Genomic DNA, 17,500 nt, shown 5'->3' with positions numbered 1-17,500 from the left:
AAATATGTCCCTACAACATTTACGATAAAAAGCAATGCTATTCCTAAAGTAACATGAAAAATCACCTTACCTATAAAACGTAATGGCTTAGAGACGACACCAAAAACAAGAAAAATAAATACTAAAGTAAGAATGCCAACAATAATAATTGTAGAATTCATTTTTTCCTCCTTATGAATGACCTATACATCTATTTGTATGGGACAAGACAATAAAAAAGAACAGGTATCATAAGCGGCATCTCTTTCATATAAACTAAATAAAACAATACCTCAGCATTAAAAAAACAAAATAAAAAGGCCTGCTTAGAAAGCAGAACCTTTTACCATTGTTCCATTTTTACAGGACGACGCTTTGCTTCTTTCAACAAAAAGAAATATTTCGCCTCTGCTATTTTCAAAGAACAAATGACATCTTGAGACGGTTCTACACTTTGTTCGACCATTCTCTTCTGACGTAACCACTCATTCTTCACTTTTTCCAAAAGTACAATTAACTTATCGTCATACTCTTTACGCAATTTACCCTTTTTTTGAAAGAACATTTTTGTTTCTCCTCTTATACTTCTCTGCGCCCTTCTAACGCTTTGGATAATGTCACTTCATCTGCATATTCTAAATCTCCACCAACTGGCAGACCATGTGCAATACGAGTTACTTTAATGCCTGTAGGTTTTAAGAGGCGGGAGATATACATCGCTGTAGCTTCCCCTTCAATATTAGGGTTTGTTGCTAATATCACTTCTTGTACCGTTTCATCATGTAGTCGCTTTAAGAGTTGCGGGATATTAATGTCTTCCGGTCCAATTCCCTCCATAGGAGAAATCGCACCACGTAACACATGATATACACCTTGATACTCTTTCATTTTTTCCATCGCGATTACATCTTTCGGTTCTTGCACGACACAAACAACTGATTGATCTCGATGTGAATCATTACAAATATAACAAGGATCACGATCAGTAATATGTCCGCATACAGAACAGTACGCTAAATCTCGCTTCGCATTTACAAGTGCTTTCGCGAAACCTAACACATCATCTTCTTTCATATCTAATACGAAAAATGCCAATCGAACCGCTGTTTTCGGTCCGATACCTGGCAACTTCATAAAACTATCGATTAGTTTTGATATTGGTTCTGGATAATGCATGTATCAATATCCTCCTAGAACATTCCACCTGGTAAGTTTAAGCCTTTTGTAAATTTACCCATTGTAGAGTTTGAAAGCTCATCAGCCTTTTTAAGTGCATCATTTGTTGCAGCTAATACTAAGTCTTGTAACATTTCGATATCTTCTGGATCTACAACTTCCTCTTTAATCTTCACTTCAAGAATTTGCTTGTGACCATTTGCAATAACTGTAATCATTCCGCCGCCAGCTGTACCTTCAACTGTTTTTTCACCAAGCTCTTCTTGTGCTTTCGCCATGTCCTTTTGCATCTTTTGCATTTGTTTCATCATGTTATTCATATTTCCCATTCCGCCACGCATCATAATTAATTCCTCCTAATTATTATTACTCTTTTATTTCAATGAGTTCTTGCCCTACTAACTTCACTGCCTCTTCTATAAGAGGGTCTTCCTTTTTCTCCGGGCTTCCTTCAGACTCTCCACCTTCACGTTGTAAAAAGTCTTCACGGATTTTACCCCATTCACTTTTTGGAATGGCAATCATATTTAACCTTTTACTTAGCAATTCAAATAAAGCTTGTTCTACTGTATCCATAGCTTCTCGATTTTCGCTCGCCATCTTACAGTGAATCTCATATTGAAATGCTAAAACGTAAGTGTCATCTGAAGCTGCCACTGGTTCACTATTTTCAAGTAAAACGGCAAACGCTACTTTGTTATATGATTTGAGTCTTCCTAACAACTCACCCCATACAGCTTTTAATTGTTCTAAATCTTGACGCTTCGCTTGTTTTAATACTTCATTTACACGTCCGACAGGAATTTTCATACTTCCTGTTCGTACCGGTTTTGGTGTTGCACGTGTCTCTCTTACTTCCTGTTGTACACCAGCTGGCACACCGTTCTTTTTGACTTGCTCTAACTCTTTCTCCAGTTGCTGCATCCTGTTCATAATTGCTTGCAAACGATCTGTACCATTTGCTTGCATCATAAACTGTTGACACAATTGCACCATAACAACTTCTAAGAAAATACGCGGATGATTTGTCCACTTCATTTCCTGTTGTCCCTTACTAAGGGTATGAATAATCTCGTAGATCACTTCCGGTTGCATTTCTTCACTCAACTTACGGAATTGATCATCTACAATTACTCGTTCCAACATATGTTCTAGTTGTGGTGAAGTTTGATATAAAAGCATATCACGATAATAGTAAATGAAATCCTCCATAAAACGAACTGGATCCTTCCCTTTACTCATCATTTCATCTATGATTTGCAATGCTCTTGATACATCATTTTCACGTATGCACTCTACTAAATTGCCTAAGTATTGCTGAGAAACAGATCCTGTTACGGCCAATACATCTTCTGTCGTAACAATCTCATCACTATAAGATATAGCCTGATCAATAAGACTAAGCGCGTCACGCATACCACCTTCGGCAGCACGCGCAACAATTTGTAATGCTTCACCTTCCACTTGCGTACCTTCATTTGTCACGACCGTTGATAATCTCTCAACAATATCATTCACTGATATTTTTCGGAATTCAAAGCGCTGACAACGTGAAATGATTGTAGGTGGGATCTTATGAGGTTCTGTTGTCGCCAAAATAAAGATAACATGTCCTGGCGGCTCTTCTAAGGTTTTTAAAAGCGCATTGAATGCACCCATAGAAAGCATGTGAACTTCATCAATAATGTATACTTTATATTCTACAGCACTTGGAGCGTATTTTACTTTATCTCTAATATCTCGAATTTCATCTACACCGTTATTTGAAGCCGCATCAATTTCTAATACATCTGAAATGGATCCTTGTGTGATTCCTAAACAAGAAGGACATTCATTACAAGGTTCAGCTACCGGAGCATGTTCACAGTTAATTGCTTTTGCAAATACTTTTGCAATTGTCGTTTTTCCTGTTCCCCTCGGGCCAGAAAATAAATAAGCATGTGAAACTTTCTCTTGAAGAAGGGCATTTTGCAACGTTTTTGTCACGTGCTTTTGACCGACTACATCTTCGAACTTTTGCGGTCTCCATGTTCGGTATAACGCTTGGTATGACACGAAAATACGGCCTCCCTCAAAGGTTATTATCTCATTTATTATAACCCATTCTGTTTATAGATTCCAAAAGTTATTTTCTATACAAAAAACTCACCTTTGTATTAAGGTGAGTTTTGTATACATATATAACTGCCGTGCACCCTCCGTCGATTACGTACCATAAGCGTTACTCAAGCAGTTAGCTCGGTTCAGGCACTCCTGCGGCACACGAGAAGACCCGCTTATTGCTGCTTCCTTCCGGACCTGACAAGGTTCACGGGGTCCCGTTGCGCAGGACCCAAACGTCAACACCACTTACTTAAGGCAGACCTTACAGCAACATAACCTCGAGAGGGGATTCGGCCTCGCTAGAGCGGATTGCGAGTATAGGGCACCGCTACCTCCCCGCTTAGCACGGCAAAGTTAAAACCAATATTCGGTTGCCTTCATTAAAGGCATTATCAGTATAACTTGTTTCTTTAGAAAATGCAAATACGTTAGTTCCCAGTATTCTTCTCTAATTTTTTTATTGCTTTTCTTTTTTTACGAAGCTCTCTAAAAAAGTTTGTTAACAACGTACCGCATTCTTCCTCTAGTACACCAGATACTACTTCACATTGATGATTGAAGCGTTCATCCGTTAAAAGATTCATCAATGTCCCTGCACATCCGCCCTTCGGATCACTTGCACCATATACAACTCGCTTCACTCGTGATAAAACAATTCCACCCGCACACATTGGACAAGGTTCTAATGTTACATACAATGTTGCATCTTCTAAACGCCATGTCCCTAATTTTTTACATGCATCATCTATCGCTAGCAACTCAGCATGAGCTATTGATCTTTGCTCAGTTTCCCTTAAATTATGGGCAACACTAATTACCTCACCATCTAACACTATAACTGCTCCAATTGGTACTTCCTGTATTTCCTCTGCCTTTTTAGCTTCTTCTATCGCTAATTGCATAAAATAAATATCTTGATCTTGTTCCATAACATAGTCCTTTCATTACAAATAAAGTACACTTATTTCCATTTACTACACAGGGGATAACTTTTACAAATTCAATCCACCCTAAAAGAAAAAAGAGAGGGGATTACATATGAAAAATACCGCCTTGCTCATTATCGATATGATTAATGACTTTCAATTTTCCCACGGACCCATTCTAGCTAAAAAATGCGAAACTATAACAAACCCTATTTTACAATTAAAGAAAAAAATGAAATCCTTCGGCTATCCTATAATTTACGTTAATGACCATTATCAACTTTGGAGATCTGATATCGACCAACTTATTACTCATTGCACAAATAAATATAGCGAAAATATAATCCATAAGATTGCTCCAAGTTTTGATGAGTACATTTTTATTAAACCACATTATTCCGCTTTTTATGAAACACCTTTAAATTCATTACTAGGTTATTTAAAAATAGAAAATCTAATATTAACAGGGGTTGCCGGAAATATATGTATCCTATTTACAGCTAATGATGCTCATATGAGAAATTATAAATTGTATGTACCACAGGATTGTATCGCCTCTAACAACGACCAAGATAATATACATGCTTTAAAAATAATGGAAACTACATTGAAAGCAAATATAACATCATCAACCAAAATAAAATTTAATTAATACATATATCTATTTTCTAACTTTTTATATCAAATTAACCCGCTCGCTTCCCTCTTGTGCTACAATAATTCTGTTTTGTGTTTTTAGTAGTCACGGTAAATCACTGATTGAAAGGAGGAAACAGCGTGACCGGAGTACCATTTATCACGGTTGAAGGACCAATTGGTGTTGGAAAAACTTCACTTGCGAAGGAAATTTCAACTCACATGCAACTCCACTTACTAAAAGAGATTGTTGATGAAAATCCCTTTTTAGGAAAGTTCTATGAAGACATCGACGAATGGAGTTTTCAAACAGAGATGTTCTTTCTTTGTAATAGATACAAACAATTAGAAGACATTAACATAAAGTACTTGAATCAAAGGAAACCAGTAGTAGCGGATTACCATATCTTTAAAAATTTAATTTTTGCATCCCGCACATTAAAAGACTCTCAATATGACAAATACATGCAAATTTATCGTATCCTTACACAAGATATGCCTGTGCCAAATGTCATTGTTTATTTAACAGCTAGCCTAGAAACATTGCAAAAACGAATCGCCATGCGCGGAAGAGAATTTGAAAAAAACATGGATCCAAATTACTTACTACAGCTCACAAAAGATTATGAAACAGCAATGGATGCTTTTAAAAAAGATCATCCGGAAATACCAGTATTGAAATTTAATGGCGACGATATGGATTTTGTAAAAAATCCTGATGATTTAAACGTTATCCTATCTGCCCTTCAAAATACTCTCTTAAAGGAGTCGAAATAATAATGAATTTAAGGCAAAAATATGATATACCCAATGACGCGGTAATCACTATCGCCGGAACAGTAGGTGTGGGTAAATCAACTATGACAACTGCATTAGCTAATGCTTTAGGTTATCGCACATCATTTGAAAAAGTAGATTCCAATCCATATTTGGACAAGTTCTATGCGGACTTCACTCGCTGGAGCTTCCACCTACAAGTGTACTTTTTAGCAGAACGATTTAAGGAACAAAAAAGAATTTTTGAATATGGTGGCGGTTTTGTTCAAGATCGTTCCATTTACGAAGACACTGGAATTTTCGCAAAGATGCATCATGAAAAAGGAACAATGACAGAAACTGATTATGAAACATACAAAGGTTTATTTGACGCTATGGTCATGACTCCTTACTTCCCTCATCCAGACTTATTAATTTACTTAGAAGGTTCTTTCGATGATATTGTCAATCGTATTCAAGAACGCGGGCGCCCAATGGAACAGCAAACACCAATTGAGTACTGGAAAGAAATGCATGGACGTTATGAAAACTGGATTAACAACTTTAATTCATGCCCTGTATTACGCTTAAATATTAATGAGTACGATATTTTAAAAGATGGTGATTCAATCGAACCAATCATAAAAAAAATTGGCCATTTTTTAAAACAAACACGTAAACTTGTAAAATAAAAAACCCGTGCATATGCACGGGTTTTCCTATTAAATTACTTCTTCTTTGTTGGAGCAATAATTTCACTCTCAGGTTTTCCTGCGTTAATGCGCTGACGAACAGTACTTGTACTAATATCGTATGCTTCAGCAATCTCTTTAACAGTCATTTCTTTCCCGTTAATTACTGCCGTTAATACTTTACCTGTACGTTTTGGAGCTGCTTCTTTCTTTACAGCTGCTTTTTTAACTTGTTTTGGCGCCTCTACTTTACTCGTAGCTGGTTTTACATCACAAGTACAACCACAAAGTTTACGGAATGTATCATCACTAATAATGCGTGATACGTTTGCACCACTGTTTAAAATTCTATTGTTCTTACAGACAGGACATTGTACATAATATAAAGTTTTTCCATCTAAAGGAAACGTTTGTATAATAAGATCCATGTTGACTCCTTTCATATCTATGAAGATAATCATCGGAATATGAGTGTGTAATAAGGACAAAATTACCTTACACCATACTTTATGATTGGTTTTAAAATAAAAACTCGTTACGTGTTGGTAACGAGTTCTCCAATCTCCACTTATATGCGCTGTTGTCAATTATATCTGGAGGAGGTAGAGGGATTCGAACCCCCGCGCGACTCTCGCCGCCTGTCGGTTTTCAAGACCGATCCCTTCAGCCAGACTTGGGTATACCTCCATATTGACATCAAATATAATATCAAAAGAAAAACAGTTAGTCAACCCTACTAAAATAAATTATGAGGAAAGGAAAATTTTACTTTCCCCTTCCTACATTACAGTACTGACAACGCTCATAATTACCAATCACTCATACCGATGAATGTTTAAATTTACTTAATAACTGTTTTTCCTCCCATATAAGGGCGAAGAACTTCTGGAATTATAATTGTACCATCTTCTTGTTGGTAGTTCTCTAAAATAGCTGCAACCGTACGTCCAATTGCAAGACCAGATCCATTTAATGTATGAACATGTTCTGGTTTTCCATTTGGTTCACGGCGGAAACGGATATTTGCACGTCTCGCTTGGAAAGCTTCAAAATTACTACAAGAAGAAATTTCACGATATGTGCCATAGCTTGGAATCCATACTTCAATATCGTATTTCTTCGCTGCTGTAAATCCTAAATCGCCTGTGCACATGCTCATAACGCGATATGGCAACTCTAATAATTGTAACACGCGTTCTGCATCATTTGTTAACTTTTCTAACTCTTCATAAGAATCTTCTGGTTTTACGAACTTCACAAGCTCTACTTTATTGAACTGATGCTGGCGAATTAAACCACGTGTATCACGCCCAGCTGAACCTGCTTCAGAACGGAAGCAAGAGCTAAATGCAGCATATCTTATAGGCAATTGCTCTTTATTTAAAATCTCATCACGATGCATATTCGTTACAGGTACTTCAGCTGTTGGAATTAAGAAGTAATCTTCACTTTCAATACGGAATGCATCTTCTTCAAACTTTGGAAGTTGTCCTGTTCCTGTCATACTTGCACGGTTTACCATATATGGAGGTAATACTTCTTCATATCCATGCTCATCAGTATGAAGATCAAGCATAAAGCTAATTAAAGCACGCTCTAATCTTGCACCAGCACCTTTGTAAAATACGAAGCGGCTTCCTGTTACTTTCCCAGCGCGTTCAAAATCTAAAATTCCTAAATCAGTAGCAAGATCCCAATGTGGTTTTGGCTCATAAGTAAATTCTTTCACTTCTCCCCAAGTACGTGCTACTACATTATCATCCTCTGTTTCACCAACTGGAGCAGATTCATGAGGGATATTTGGAATAGATAACATTAATCTTTCTAAGTCTTCTTCAACTGTACGAAGTTCGTTATCAAGATCCTTTACTTTTTCTCCAACTTCACGCATTTCTAAAATTAGAGCTTCTGCATCTTTCTTTTCGCGCTTTAATACAGAAATTTGTTGAGATACTTCGTTACGTTTACTTTTTAATTCTTCTGTCTGAACAAGTAGTTCTCTTCTTCTCGTATCAAGTTCTTCAAAACGTCCGAAATCAGTTAAATCTTCGCCTCTATGCTGTAATTTCGCTTTTACTTCTTCAAAGTTTGTACGTAAAAATTTAATATCAAGCATTATATACTCCTCCTTTTATTTTATAAAACACAAAAAACTCCCGTCCCTATATAAAGGGACGGGAGTTAACCCGCGTTGCCACCCTAGTTGAAAGCATTACCGCTTTCCTCTCAAGTAGAAATAACGGCTCTTCACCGGGAATGCTTACTAATCCAAAAGATATTCCACATTCCATTCCAGGATGGATTCACAAACTGTTTCTATCGATTTCCACCAACCATCGACTCTCTATAAGAAACGACATTTGTTACTATTTCCTATCAACACGCTTATTTTATAAAATTGTTACCATCAATTTACTATAATCTTATACAAGTTGCAAGTTACTTATACAACTTTTTTCATTTTCGCTTCTTTTACCATTTCAACAAAGTATGCTGTCACACGATGATCATCTGTTAATTCCGGATGGAATGAAGCTGCTAAAAACTGATCTTGTCTTACCGCTACCATTCGGTCACCATGCTTAGAAAGCACTTCAACATTATCAGCTACTTCTACAACATACGGCGCACGGATAAATACACCAACGAAGTCTTCACCCACACCTTCAATTGAAAGCGCAGCTTCAAAACTATCCTTTTGGCGTCCGAACGCATTGCGCTCAACTGTAATATCCATAGCACCAATATGTGCTTCTTCATAGCCAATAAGTGTTTTCGCAAGAAGAATCATCCCTGCACATGTACCAAACATTGGTTTACCAGACTTTGCAAATGTACGAAGTGGTTCCATGAAAGCATACTTATCAATAAGACGGCGCATTGTTGTACTTTCACCGCCCGGTAAAATAAGACCATCAATCTCTTCAAGTTGCTCTATACGCTTTACAACAACAGCTTCTGCACCACTTGCTTCAACTGATTTTACATGCTCACGAACTGCACCTTGAAGACCTAGTACACCGATTTTCACCATTTTAAAGTTCTCCTTTAATTACCATCCACGCTCTTGCATGCGTTGTTCTGGTAATAACGTTGAAATTTCGACACCCTTCATTGCATTACCTAATCCTTTAGAAAGGCTTGCAATTAGTTCGTAATCTTCATAATGAGTCGTTGCTTCAACGATTGCACGTGCAAATTTCTCTGGGTTTTCTGATTTGAAGATACCAGATCCAACAAATACCCCATCAGCACCAAGTTGCATCATTAATGCTGCATCTGCTGGTGTTGCTACACCACCTGCCGCAAAGTTTACAACTGGTAAGCGACCAAGACGTTTAATTTCAAGTAATACTTCGTAAGGAGCGCCAGTATTTTTTGCATATGTCATTAACTCATCTTCACGTAGACTCGCAACTTGACGGATTTCTGCATTGACTTGGCGCATATGACGCACTGCCTCTACAATGTTTCCTGTTCCTGGTTCACCTTTTGTACGAAGCATAGATGCACCTTCTGCAATACGACGTGCAGCTTCTCCGATATCACGGCAACCACATACAAATGGAACTGTGTAATCACGTTTATTTAAATGGTATACTTCATCAGCAGGAGTTAATACTTCACTCTCATCGATATAGTCTACCCCTAATGATTCTAATACACGTGCTTCTACAAGGTGACCGATACGGCATTTTGCCATAACCGGAATTGACACCGCACCCATAACTTCTTCAACAATTGTTGGGTCTGCCATACGAGAAACGCCACCTGCTGCACGAATATCTGCTGGTACACGCTCTAATGCCATAACGGCAACTGCACCTGCCTCTTCTGCAATTTTTGCTTGTTCAGCGTTAACTACGTCCATAATAACGCCGCCTTTTTGCATTTCTGCCATTCCACGTTTTACACGTTCTGTCCCTATTACATTTGTCATGTACAAAAACCCCCCTAGGTGAATTGCTTTCCCCCGTTAAAGGCGAAAATTAAGAATACTCTTACATTCTACCACTAACTATCAGATGCTTGTCTACTACTTTTTCATAAAGTCGGTATGAAAAATAGGAATAAAAAAAAGCTCCTATCGTGAGGAGCTTTTAAAACCAACCTTTTACTGTATCAACAGCACTATTCCACATACCACTAAAGAATGAACCAATTCCGCGCATAGCACGAGTAAACCAGTTTGCTTCTTCTACTTCAGATGTCGTTACAAGATCCACTTGCAGTGACTTACCAGTTAAAAATCCAGGGTCGTTTGTATCTTTTGGCGTAATTACCATTTGACCAAGCGCAGCTCCCTTTTTAATAGGTGCTTCTTGTCCCTTACTTGATTCTTTTAATTCTGTTTTATAAACATCTTTACTTCCTTTTGGCACTGGAAGTGAAATAGCTTGTTTCGTTTGAACTGCTACATCTTTATCTTTCGCATTTTCTACTCGTACTGTTTCTTGTCCTTTTACTGAAGAACCTTTTTTATACATTTGTTTCACTTCAAAGTTAGCAAATCCATAATCATATAGCTTCTTTGTTTCATCAAAACGTGCTGTATGAGAACTTGTTTTAATAACTACAGAAATAAAACGCATTCCGTTTCTTTCAACCGTACCAGTGAAGCAATCTCCTGCTTCTGGAGTTGAGCCTGTTTTTAAGCCATCTACACCATCATATTCTTTAACTAAGCCCTTTAACATCCAGTTCCAGTTCGACATTCCAAACTTCTCTTTTTCTGGACGGAATTCTTTTTTAGGGATTTTTGCTGTATCTAACACTTTTGGATAATCTTTAATTAAATGTTGTGCTAAAGTTGCAACATCCTTTGCAGACATTTTATTTTCTTCATCCGCTGTTGTTCCTTCAGGATGCATTCCCTTTAAATCTTTATTCGTTAAACCTGTAGAATTGACAAATTTATAATTTTTCAACCCTAGTTCTTTCGATTTATCATTCATCATTTTTACGAAGTCTACTTCTTTACCTGCAATTGCTTCTGCTAATGCAATTGTTGCACCATTTGCAGAAAAGATTGCCATTGCCTCGTATAACTCTTTTACTGTATAAGAGCCACCATTTTCTAATGCAACATTTGATAATGAAGCATCTTGTGAAACCTTATATGCATATTCAGAAACCTTAATTTTCTGGTCCCACTTAAGTTTTCCTTTATCCACTGCTTCGTGAACTAAATATTCACTCATCATCTTTGTCATACTAGCAATGGATAATAATTCATCTGCATTCTTTTGATATAAAATTTTCCCAGAATTCGCTTCTACTAAAATTGCCGCACCTGCTTCAATGTTTAAAGCGGCTCCTGTTTCAGCTGATGCATTGCTATATGGCATAAAGATGCTACAAGCTAGTGTAAGCACTGTTACCAAAGCAATGAATCTTTTGCAAAACATACCTTTCACTTTTGCTACCCCCAATATCTATGTACTCACATAACCGTTATTCTAACATAATCAAAAAAAAATAGACAGAGATATCAAATCTCTGTCTATTTGTATATAAGACATTATAACGAGTAGTTTGGAGCCTCTTTTGTAATTTGTACGTGATGAGGATGACTTTCACGTAAGCCGGCACCTGACATACGAATGAATTGTGCATTTTCGCGTAAGAATTCTAAATCCTGTGCTCCGCAATATCCCATACCTGCACGTAAGCCACCAACTAATTGGTGAACTGTATCTGCTAAAGGTCCTTTATATGGCACTCGTCCTTCAATACCTTCTGGGACAAGTTTTTTATTGCCTTCTTGGAAGTAACGATCTTTACTTCCTTTTTCCATCGCACCGACAGAACCCATACCACGATACACTTTAAATTGACGACCTTGGTAAATTTCAGTTTCTCCAGGACTTTCTGCAACACCTGCAAACATGCTACCTAGCATAACAACATGTGCTCCTGCCGCTAATGCTTTCACCATATCACCAGAGTACTTAATACCGCCATCAGCAATAACTGGAATACCGTGTTTGCGAGCTTCTGTTGCACAATCATAAACTGCAGTTAATTGTGGTACACCAACACCGGCTACAACGCGTGTTGTACAAATAGAACCTGGTCCAATACCAACTTTAACTACGTTTGCACCAGCTTCAATTAATGCTTTCGTTGCTTCAGCAGTAGCAACATTTCCAGCGATAATATTTAGTGATGGGTATTTAGCACGAACTTCTTTTACCTTATCAATAACACCTTTAGAATGCCCATGTGCTGTATCAAGTACAATTGCATCTACACTAGCTTTTACTAATGCATCAATGCGAAGCATAGCATCCGCTGTTACACCAACTGCTGCTCCAACTAATAAGCGTCCTTGCTTATCCTTAGCAGAGTTTGGGAATTCAATTACTTTTTCAATGTCTTTTATTGTAATAAGCCCTTGTAATACACCGTTATTATCAACAAGAGGGAGTTTTTCAATTTTATACTTTTGTAGGATCTTTTCAGCTTCTTCCAGTGTAGTACCAACTGGAGCTGTAATTAATTGTTCTTTTGTCATTACGTCAGAAATTTTGATTGAGTAGTCTTGGATGAAGCGCATATCACGGTTTGTAATAATACCAACTAACTTTCGCTCATCTAAATTATTTACAACCGGTACACCTGAGATACGATATTTTCCCATAAGATGTTCTGCATCATATACTTGATGTTCTGGAGTTAAGAAGAAAGGATCTGAAATAACGCCGCTTTCAGAGCGCTTTACTTTATCAACTTGCTCTGCTTGTTGCTCAATAGACATATTCTTATGAATAATTCCTAAACCACCTTGGCGAGCCATTGCAATAGCCATGTCAGCTTCTGTTACTGTATCCATTCCTGCACTAATTAACGGGATGTTTAGCTGTAAGCTTTCAGATAAAACTGTTTTAACACTTACTTCTCTTGGTAATATATCTGACCTAGCTGGTACAAGTAATACATCATCAAAAGTCAAACCTTCTTTAACAAATTTAGATTCCCACATAATTGTTCCCCCTATGATACCAGAAATTATTATTAGTAGCTTATCAATTGGTTAAAATACTGTCAAGGACGTATATATATGTTAGAATTTTTAGACAATAAAAGGAGCGTAATATATGCATCAAACATCTTGTACTTGGCAGCAGTTAAGTTTCTTTTTTTCATCTCAAAATGTACAACGTTATCTTGCCCGTTGTTATGAAAAATCCTCTATTCAGGATGCAGAAAAAAAAAGTTTTGAAAATTGTTATCCCTTTATTTATTACTTAGAACACGGGAAAAATTATTATGAATTATATAAGACAGCTCCATTTTCCATTCAACCAATGTTGTTATTTTATGGAATTAGCCAACTGTTTAAAGCATGCCTACTAACTATTGACCCTAACTATCCTGAATCCACTACTGTTTTAGCTCATGGTGTTACAACTCGCAAACGAAAAAAACAAGGGTATCAATTTTTAGAAGATGAGGTGAAGGTACAAAAAAACGGATTGTTTACTCATGTTGCAGAACAACTGTTTCACATGAAACACTTAGAAGCAGAAAAATTTAACATGTTAGAACTAATGGGAAATATTCCAGAATTACAAAATTTATTTCGTTATAGTCAAAAAGGATCAACTTTATATAAAATTGATTCAACAATTAAAAATGAGCTCTCCTTTTCAGTCAACCTACTAGATCGATTACATATGACTAAAGAGAGATTTTCTCGTTACATTGAAACATCTTGTAAGCATTTATCAATACAACACGTACCTGAGAAGACTAATGAATCGAATTTACTTTTTACAGCGCCCATTCAATCATGGAATCCTATGTACAGTACTCCTTTATACTATGAACATCTTACTAATACTTATTATTTGCCACTTACGACTGACCCTAGAAATCCTAAGCCAATATTACCTGAACTCCTCATTCATTATTTATTGCTCTATAATTTAAGCATGATTTCTAGATATGAAACAGATTGGTGGTATGACTTACTTGGAAGTTATGGTTCTGAAGATTATCCATTTATTTATCAATTTCTAAGTATTTCTGCTCAAAAAATCCCTTACTATATTTCAAATTTTTTATTAATGGAACCAAATCTATTTCATGGGAAATAAAAAAACACAAGTCAAATGACTTGTGTTTTTAGTTGCTTGGCGACGTCCTACTCTCACAGGGACAAGGTCCCAACTACCATCGGCGCTAGAGAGCTTAACTTCCGTGTTCGGTATGGGAACGGGTGTGACCTCTCTGCCATCATCACCAAACTATGAAGGCATATTCCTTCAAAACTAGATAACATTTGCTACATATTATATGGTTAAGTCCTCGATCTATTAGTATTCGTCAGCTCCACATGTCACCATGCTTCCACCTCGAACCTATCAACCTGATCATCTTTCAGGGATCTTACTAGCTTACGCTATGGGAAATCTCATCTTGAGGGGGGCTTCATGCTTAGATGCTTTCAGCACTTATCCCTTCCGCACATAGCTACCCAGCTATGCCCTTGGCAGAACAACTGGTACACCAGCGGTGCGTCCATCCCGGTCCTCTCGTACTAAGGACAGCTCCTCTCAAATTTCCTACGCCCACGACGGATAGGGACCGAACTGTCTCACGACGTTCTGAACCCAGCTCGCGTACCGCTTTAATGGGCGAACAGCCCAACCCTTGGGACCGACTACAGCCCCAGGATGCGATGAGCCGACATCGAGGTGCCAAACCTCCCCGTCGATGTGGACTCTTGGGGGAGATAAGCCTGTTATCCCCGGGGTAGCTTTTATCCGTTGAGCGATGGCCCTTCCATGCGGAACCACCGGATCACTAAGCCCGACTTTCGTCCCTGCTCGACTTGTAGGTCTCGCAGTCAAGCTCCCTTATGCCTTTGCACTCTACGAATGATTTCCAACCATTCTGAGGGAACCTTTGGGCGCCTCCGTTACACTTTAGGAGGCGACCGCCCCAGTCAAACTGCCCACCTGACACTGTCTCCCGGGTCGATAAGACCCGTAGGTTAGAATTTCAATACAGTCAGGGCGGTATCCCACCAGCGCCTCCACCGAAGCTAGCGCTCCGGTTTCAATGGCTCCCGCCTATCCTGTACAAACTGTACCAAAATTCAATATCAGGCTACAGTAAAGCTCCACGGGGTCTTTCCGTCCTGTCGCGGGTAACCTGCATCTTCACAGGTACTATAATTTCACCGAGTCTCTGGTTGAGACAGTGCCCAAATCGTTACACCTTTCGTGCGGGTCGGAACTTACCCGACAAGGAATTTCGCTACCTTAGGACCGTTATAGTTACGGCCGCCGTTTACTGGGGCTTCAGTTCAGAGCTTCGCTTACGCTAACCCCTCTCCTTAACCTTCCAGCACCGGGCAGGTGTCACCCCCTATACTTCGCCTTACGGCTTCGCAGAGAGCTGTGTTTTTGCTAAACAGTCGCTTGGGCCTATTCACTGCGGCTTTCCGTTAAGAAAGCACCCCTTCTCCCGAAGTTACGGGGTCATTTTGCCGAGTTCCTTAACCAGAGTTCTCTCGCACACCTTAGGATTCTCTCCTCGCCTACCTGTGTCGGTTTGCGGTACAGGCACCTTTTATCTCGCTAGAAGCTTTTCTTGGCAGCGGGGAATCAAAGACTTCGCTCCATAAGGAGCTTCCCCATCACAGCTCAGCCTTCACGATAAGCGGATTTGCCTACTTATCAGCCTAACTGCTTGGACGTGCACAACCAATCGCACGCTTCTTCTATCCTTCTGCGTCCCTCCATTGCTCAAACGATAAAGAGGTGGTACAGGAATATCAACCTGTTGTCCATCGCCTACGCCTGTCGGCCTCGGCTTAGGTCCTGACTAACCCTGAGCGGACGAGCCTTCCTCAGGAAACCTTAGGCATTCGGTGGACGGGATTCTCACCCGTCTTTCGCTACTCATACCGGCATTCTCACTTCTAAGCACTCCACCAGTCCTTCCGGTCTGACTTCACTGTCCTTAGAACGCTCCCCTACCACTGATACCATTGGTATCAATCCGCAGCTTCGGTGGTGTATTTAGCCCCGGTACATTTTCGGCGCAGAGTCACTCGACTAGTGAGCTATTACGCACTCTTTAAATGGTGGCTGCTTCTAAGCCAACATCCTAGTTGTCTAAGCAACTCCACATCCTTTTCCACTTAATACACACTTTGGGACCTTAGCTGGCGGTCTGGGCTGTTTCCCTTTTGACTACGGATCTTATCACTCGCAGTCTGACTCCTAAGGATAAGTCATTGGCATTCGGAGTTTGACTGAATTCGGTAATCCGATGAGGACCCCTAGTCCAATCAGTGCTCTACCTCCAAGACTCTTACACTTAAGGCTAGCCCTAAAGCTATTTCGGGGAGAACCAGCTATCTCCAGGTTCGATTGGAATTTCTCCGCTACCCACACCTCATCCCCGCACTTTTCAACGTGCGTGGGTTCGGGCCTCCATTCAGTGTTACCTGAACTTCACCCTGGACATGGGTAGATCACCTGGTTTCGGGTCTACGACCACGTACTAAACGCCCTATTCAGACTCGCTTTCGCTGCGGCTCCGCCTCTTCAGCTTAACCTCGCACGGGATCGTAACTCGCCGGTTCATTCTACAAAAGGCACGCCATCACCCGTTAACGGGCTCTGACTATTTGTAGGCACACGGTTTCAGGATCTCTTTCACTCCCCTTCCGGGGTGCTTTTCACCTTTCCCTCACGGTACTGGTTCACTATCGATCACTAGGGAGTATTTAGCCTTGGGAGATGGTCCTCCCAGATTCCGACGGAATTTCACGTGTTCCGCCGTACTCAGGATACATTCAAGAGAGAACGAAGTTTCGACTACGGGGTTGTTACCCTCTACGACGGACCTTTCCAGGTCGCTTCGTCTACCTCGTTCCTTTGTAACTCCGTATAGAATGTCCTACAACCCCAAGAGGCAAGCCTCTTGGTTTGGGCTATGTTCCGTTTCGCTCGCCGCTACTCAGGAAATCGCATTTGCTTTCTCTTCCTCCAGGTACTTAGATGTTTCAGTTCCCTGGGTCTGTCTTCCTTACCCTATGTATTCAGATAAGGATACCATACCATTACGTATGGTGGGTTTCCCCATTCGGAAATCTTCGGATCAAAGCTTACTTACAGCTCCCCGAAGCATATCGGCGTTAGTCCCGTCCTTCATCGACTCCTAGTGTCAAGGCATCCACCGTGCGCCCTTTCTAACTTAACCAAACTAAAA

The 17,500-nt window shown here is 39.4% G+C and carries 16 protein-coding genes, 1 tRNA gene, 2 rRNA genes, 1 other RNA gene and 1 other annotated feature (1 of these 21 running past the window's edge); of the genes, 4 read left to right on the top strand and 16 right to left on the bottom strand.

The window, feature by feature from the left end; genetic code table 11:
- The 7 genes from V6946_RS00135 to tadA all read right to left on the bottom strand — a co-directional run.
- A protein-coding gene (locus V6946_RS00135) for a pro-sigmaK processing inhibitor BofA family protein (RefSeq protein WP_001089276.1) crosses the window boundary here: on the bottom strand, positions 1-161 show its 5' portion. Its footprint begins 109 nt before the window's first position; the window shows 161 of its 270 coding nt (coding positions 1-161); it begins with the start codon at positions 159-161; its stop codon lies off the left edge, out of view.
- Positions 162-322: 161 nt separating this feature from the next.
- A complete protein-coding gene (locus tag V6946_RS00130; protein WP_000466019.1) occupies positions 323-544 on the bottom strand; it encodes a YaaL family protein in 222 nt (73 codons plus the stop codon).
- Positions 545-558: 14 nt separating this feature from the next.
- Entirely contained in the window at positions 559-1,155 is a 597-nt protein-coding gene (gene recR, locus V6946_RS00125; protein WP_000559169.1) for a recombination protein RecR, read from the bottom strand.
- 14 nt (positions 1,156-1,169) lie between these two features.
- Positions 1,170-1,496 carry a YbaB/EbfC family nucleoid-associated protein gene (locus V6946_RS00120; RefSeq protein ID WP_014894853.1) on the bottom strand — a complete coding sequence of 109 codons (327 nt, stop codon included), beginning with the start codon at positions 1,494-1,496 and terminating at the stop codon, positions 1,170-1,172.
- 25 nt (positions 1,497-1,521) lie between these two features.
- A complete protein-coding gene (gene dnaX / locus V6946_RS00115) occupies positions 1,522-3,210 on the bottom strand; it encodes a DNA polymerase III subunit gamma/tau (RefSeq protein ID WP_006917830.1) in 1,689 nt (562 codons plus the stop codon).
- Positions 3,211-3,342: 132 nt separating this feature from the next.
- Positions 3,343-3,607: signal recognition particle sRNA large type (ffs, locus tag V6946_RS00110), an RNA gene on the bottom strand.
- Between the two features lie 79 nt (positions 3,608-3,686).
- Positions 3,687-4,187: a tRNA adenosine(34) deaminase TadA gene (tadA, locus tag V6946_RS00105; protein WP_000434329.1), complete on the bottom strand. Its 501-nt coding sequence runs from the start codon at positions 4,185-4,187 to the stop codon at positions 3,687-3,689.
- A gap of 109 nt (positions 4,188-4,296) precedes the next feature.
- Here tadA and V6946_RS00100 point away from each other — a divergent pair, with 109 nt between their 5' ends.
- From V6946_RS00100 to V6946_RS00090, 3 genes are all read left to right on the top strand, one after another.
- Positions 4,297-4,836, top strand: coding sequence for an isochorismatase family cysteine hydrolase (locus V6946_RS00100; RefSeq protein ID WP_006917832.1), 540 nt, complete (start codon positions 4,297-4,299; stop codon positions 4,834-4,836).
- 125 nt (positions 4,837-4,961) lie between these two features.
- A complete protein-coding gene (locus tag V6946_RS00095; RefSeq protein ID WP_000148218.1) occupies positions 4,962-5,597 on the top strand; it encodes a deoxynucleoside kinase in 636 nt (211 codons plus the stop codon).
- A gap of 2 nt (positions 5,598-5,599) precedes the next feature.
- Positions 5,600-6,268 carry a deoxynucleoside kinase gene (locus V6946_RS00090; protein ID WP_006917834.1) on the top strand — a complete coding sequence of 223 codons (669 nt, stop codon included), beginning with the start codon at positions 5,600-5,602 and terminating at the stop codon, positions 6,266-6,268.
- A 35-nt stretch (positions 6,269-6,303) separates the two neighbouring features.
- Here V6946_RS00090 and V6946_RS00085 read toward each other — a convergent pair whose 3' ends face one another.
- The 7 genes from V6946_RS00085 to guaB all read right to left on the bottom strand — a co-directional run bounded on the left by V6946_RS00085 (position 6,304) and on the right by guaB (position 13,253).
- Positions 6,304-6,696, bottom strand: a complete 393-nt coding sequence (locus V6946_RS00085; RefSeq protein ID WP_000364193.1) for a DUF3797 domain-containing protein — start codon at positions 6,694-6,696, stop codon at positions 6,304-6,306.
- A gap of 166 nt (positions 6,697-6,862) precedes the next feature.
- Positions 6,863-6,955, bottom strand: a tRNA-Ser gene (locus tag V6946_RS00080).
- Between the two features lie 154 nt (positions 6,956-7,109).
- A complete protein-coding gene (gene serS, locus V6946_RS00075; protein WP_000884187.1) occupies positions 7,110-8,384 on the bottom strand; it encodes a serine--tRNA ligase in 1,275 nt (424 codons plus the stop codon).
- A gap of 51 nt (positions 8,385-8,435) precedes the next feature.
- Positions 8,436-8,657 (bottom strand) — a binding site (T-box leader).
- Positions 8,658-8,711: 54 nt separating this feature from the next.
- Entirely contained in the window at positions 8,712-9,302 is a 591-nt protein-coding gene (gene pdxT, locus V6946_RS00070; protein WP_000238785.1) for a pyridoxal 5'-phosphate synthase glutaminase subunit PdxT, read from the bottom strand.
- 18 nt (positions 9,303-9,320) lie between these two features.
- Positions 9,321-10,208: a pyridoxal 5'-phosphate synthase lyase subunit PdxS gene (pdxS, locus tag V6946_RS00065; protein WP_366982280.1), complete on the bottom strand. Its 888-nt coding sequence runs from the start codon at positions 10,206-10,208 to the stop codon at positions 9,321-9,323.
- Positions 10,209-10,368: 160 nt separating this feature from the next.
- Positions 10,369-11,676 (bottom strand): D-alanyl-D-alanine carboxypeptidase DacA, encoded by a 1,308-nt coding sequence (gene dacA, locus V6946_RS00060; protein ID WP_124749816.1) that lies wholly within the window; start codon positions 11,674-11,676, stop codon positions 10,369-10,371.
- 113 nt (positions 11,677-11,789) lie between these two features.
- Entirely contained in the window at positions 11,790-13,253 is a 1,464-nt protein-coding gene (gene guaB / locus V6946_RS00055) for an IMP dehydrogenase (protein ID WP_000264088.1), read from the bottom strand.
- A 115-nt stretch (positions 13,254-13,368) separates the two neighbouring features.
- On the opposite strand from guaB, the gene V6946_RS00050 reads away from it, so the two are divergent.
- On the top strand, positions 13,369-14,370 hold the full coding sequence (locus tag V6946_RS00050) for a YaaC family protein (RefSeq protein WP_000554287.1): 1,002 nt from the start codon (positions 13,369-13,371) through the stop codon (positions 14,368-14,370).
- Between the two features lie 34 nt (positions 14,371-14,404).
- Here the strand turns inward: V6946_RS00050 and rrf are convergent.
- A 5S ribosomal RNA gene (gene rrf / locus V6946_RS00045) occupies positions 14,405-14,520 on the bottom strand.
- Between the two features lie 49 nt (positions 14,521-14,569).
- Positions 14,570-17,491, bottom strand: a 23S ribosomal RNA gene (locus V6946_RS00040).
- Positions 17,492-17,500: the final 9 nt, after the last annotated feature.

Origin of the sequence: Bacillus sp. PPSBB_2, from assembly GCF_045291115.1 — a bacterium.
GTDB lineage: Bacteria > Bacillota > Bacilli > Bacillales > Bacillaceae_G > Bacillus_A > Bacillus_A cereus.
Note: the sequence above shows the minus strand (reverse complement) of the source record. Positions and strands in the feature narration are given on the sequence as shown.

Excerpts from the sequence above, each read along its gene's own strand:
- V6946_RS00120 (WP_014894853.1), bottom strand. The coding sequence starts at position 1,496 with ATGCGTGGCGGAATGGGAAATATGAATAACATGATGAAACAAATGCAA.
- dacA (WP_124749816.1), bottom strand. The coding sequence starts at position 11,676 with ATGTTTTGCAAAAGATTCATTGCTTTGGTAACAGTGCTTACACTAGCT.
- V6946_RS00050 (WP_000554287.1), top strand. The coding sequence starts at position 13,369 with ATGCATCAAACATCTTGTACTTGGCAGCAGTTAAGTTTCTTTTTTTCA.
- tadA (WP_000434329.1), bottom strand. The coding sequence starts at position 4,187 with ATGGAACAAGATCAAGATATTTATTTTATGCAATTAGCGATAGAAGAA.
- pdxS (WP_366982280.1), bottom strand. The coding sequence starts at position 10,208 with ATGACAAATGTAATAGGGACAGAACGTGTAAAACGTGGAATGGCAGAA.
- serS (WP_000884187.1), bottom strand. The coding sequence starts at position 8,384 with ATGCTTGATATTAAATTTTTACGTACAAACTTTGAAGAAGTAAAAGCG.
- guaB (WP_000264088.1), bottom strand. The coding sequence starts at position 13,253 with ATGTGGGAATCTAAATTTGTTAAAGAAGGTTTGACTTTTGATGATGTA.
- V6946_RS00100 (WP_006917832.1), top strand. The coding sequence starts at position 4,297 with ATGAAAAATACCGCCTTGCTCATTATCGATATGATTAATGACTTTCAA.
- recR (WP_000559169.1), bottom strand. The coding sequence starts at position 1,155 with ATGCATTATCCAGAACCAATATCAAAACTAATCGATAGTTTTATGAAG.
- V6946_RS00130 (WP_000466019.1), bottom strand. The coding sequence starts at position 544 with ATGTTCTTTCAAAAAAAGGGTAAATTGCGTAAAGAGTATGACGATAAG.
- V6946_RS00090 (WP_006917834.1), top strand. The coding sequence starts at position 5,600 with ATGAATTTAAGGCAAAAATATGATATACCCAATGACGCGGTAATCACT.
- V6946_RS00085 (WP_000364193.1), bottom strand. The coding sequence starts at position 6,696 with ATGGATCTTATTATACAAACGTTTCCTTTAGATGGAAAAACTTTATAT.
- pdxT (WP_000238785.1), bottom strand. The coding sequence starts at position 9,302 with ATGGTGAAAATCGGTGTACTAGGTCTTCAAGGTGCAGTTCGTGAGCAT.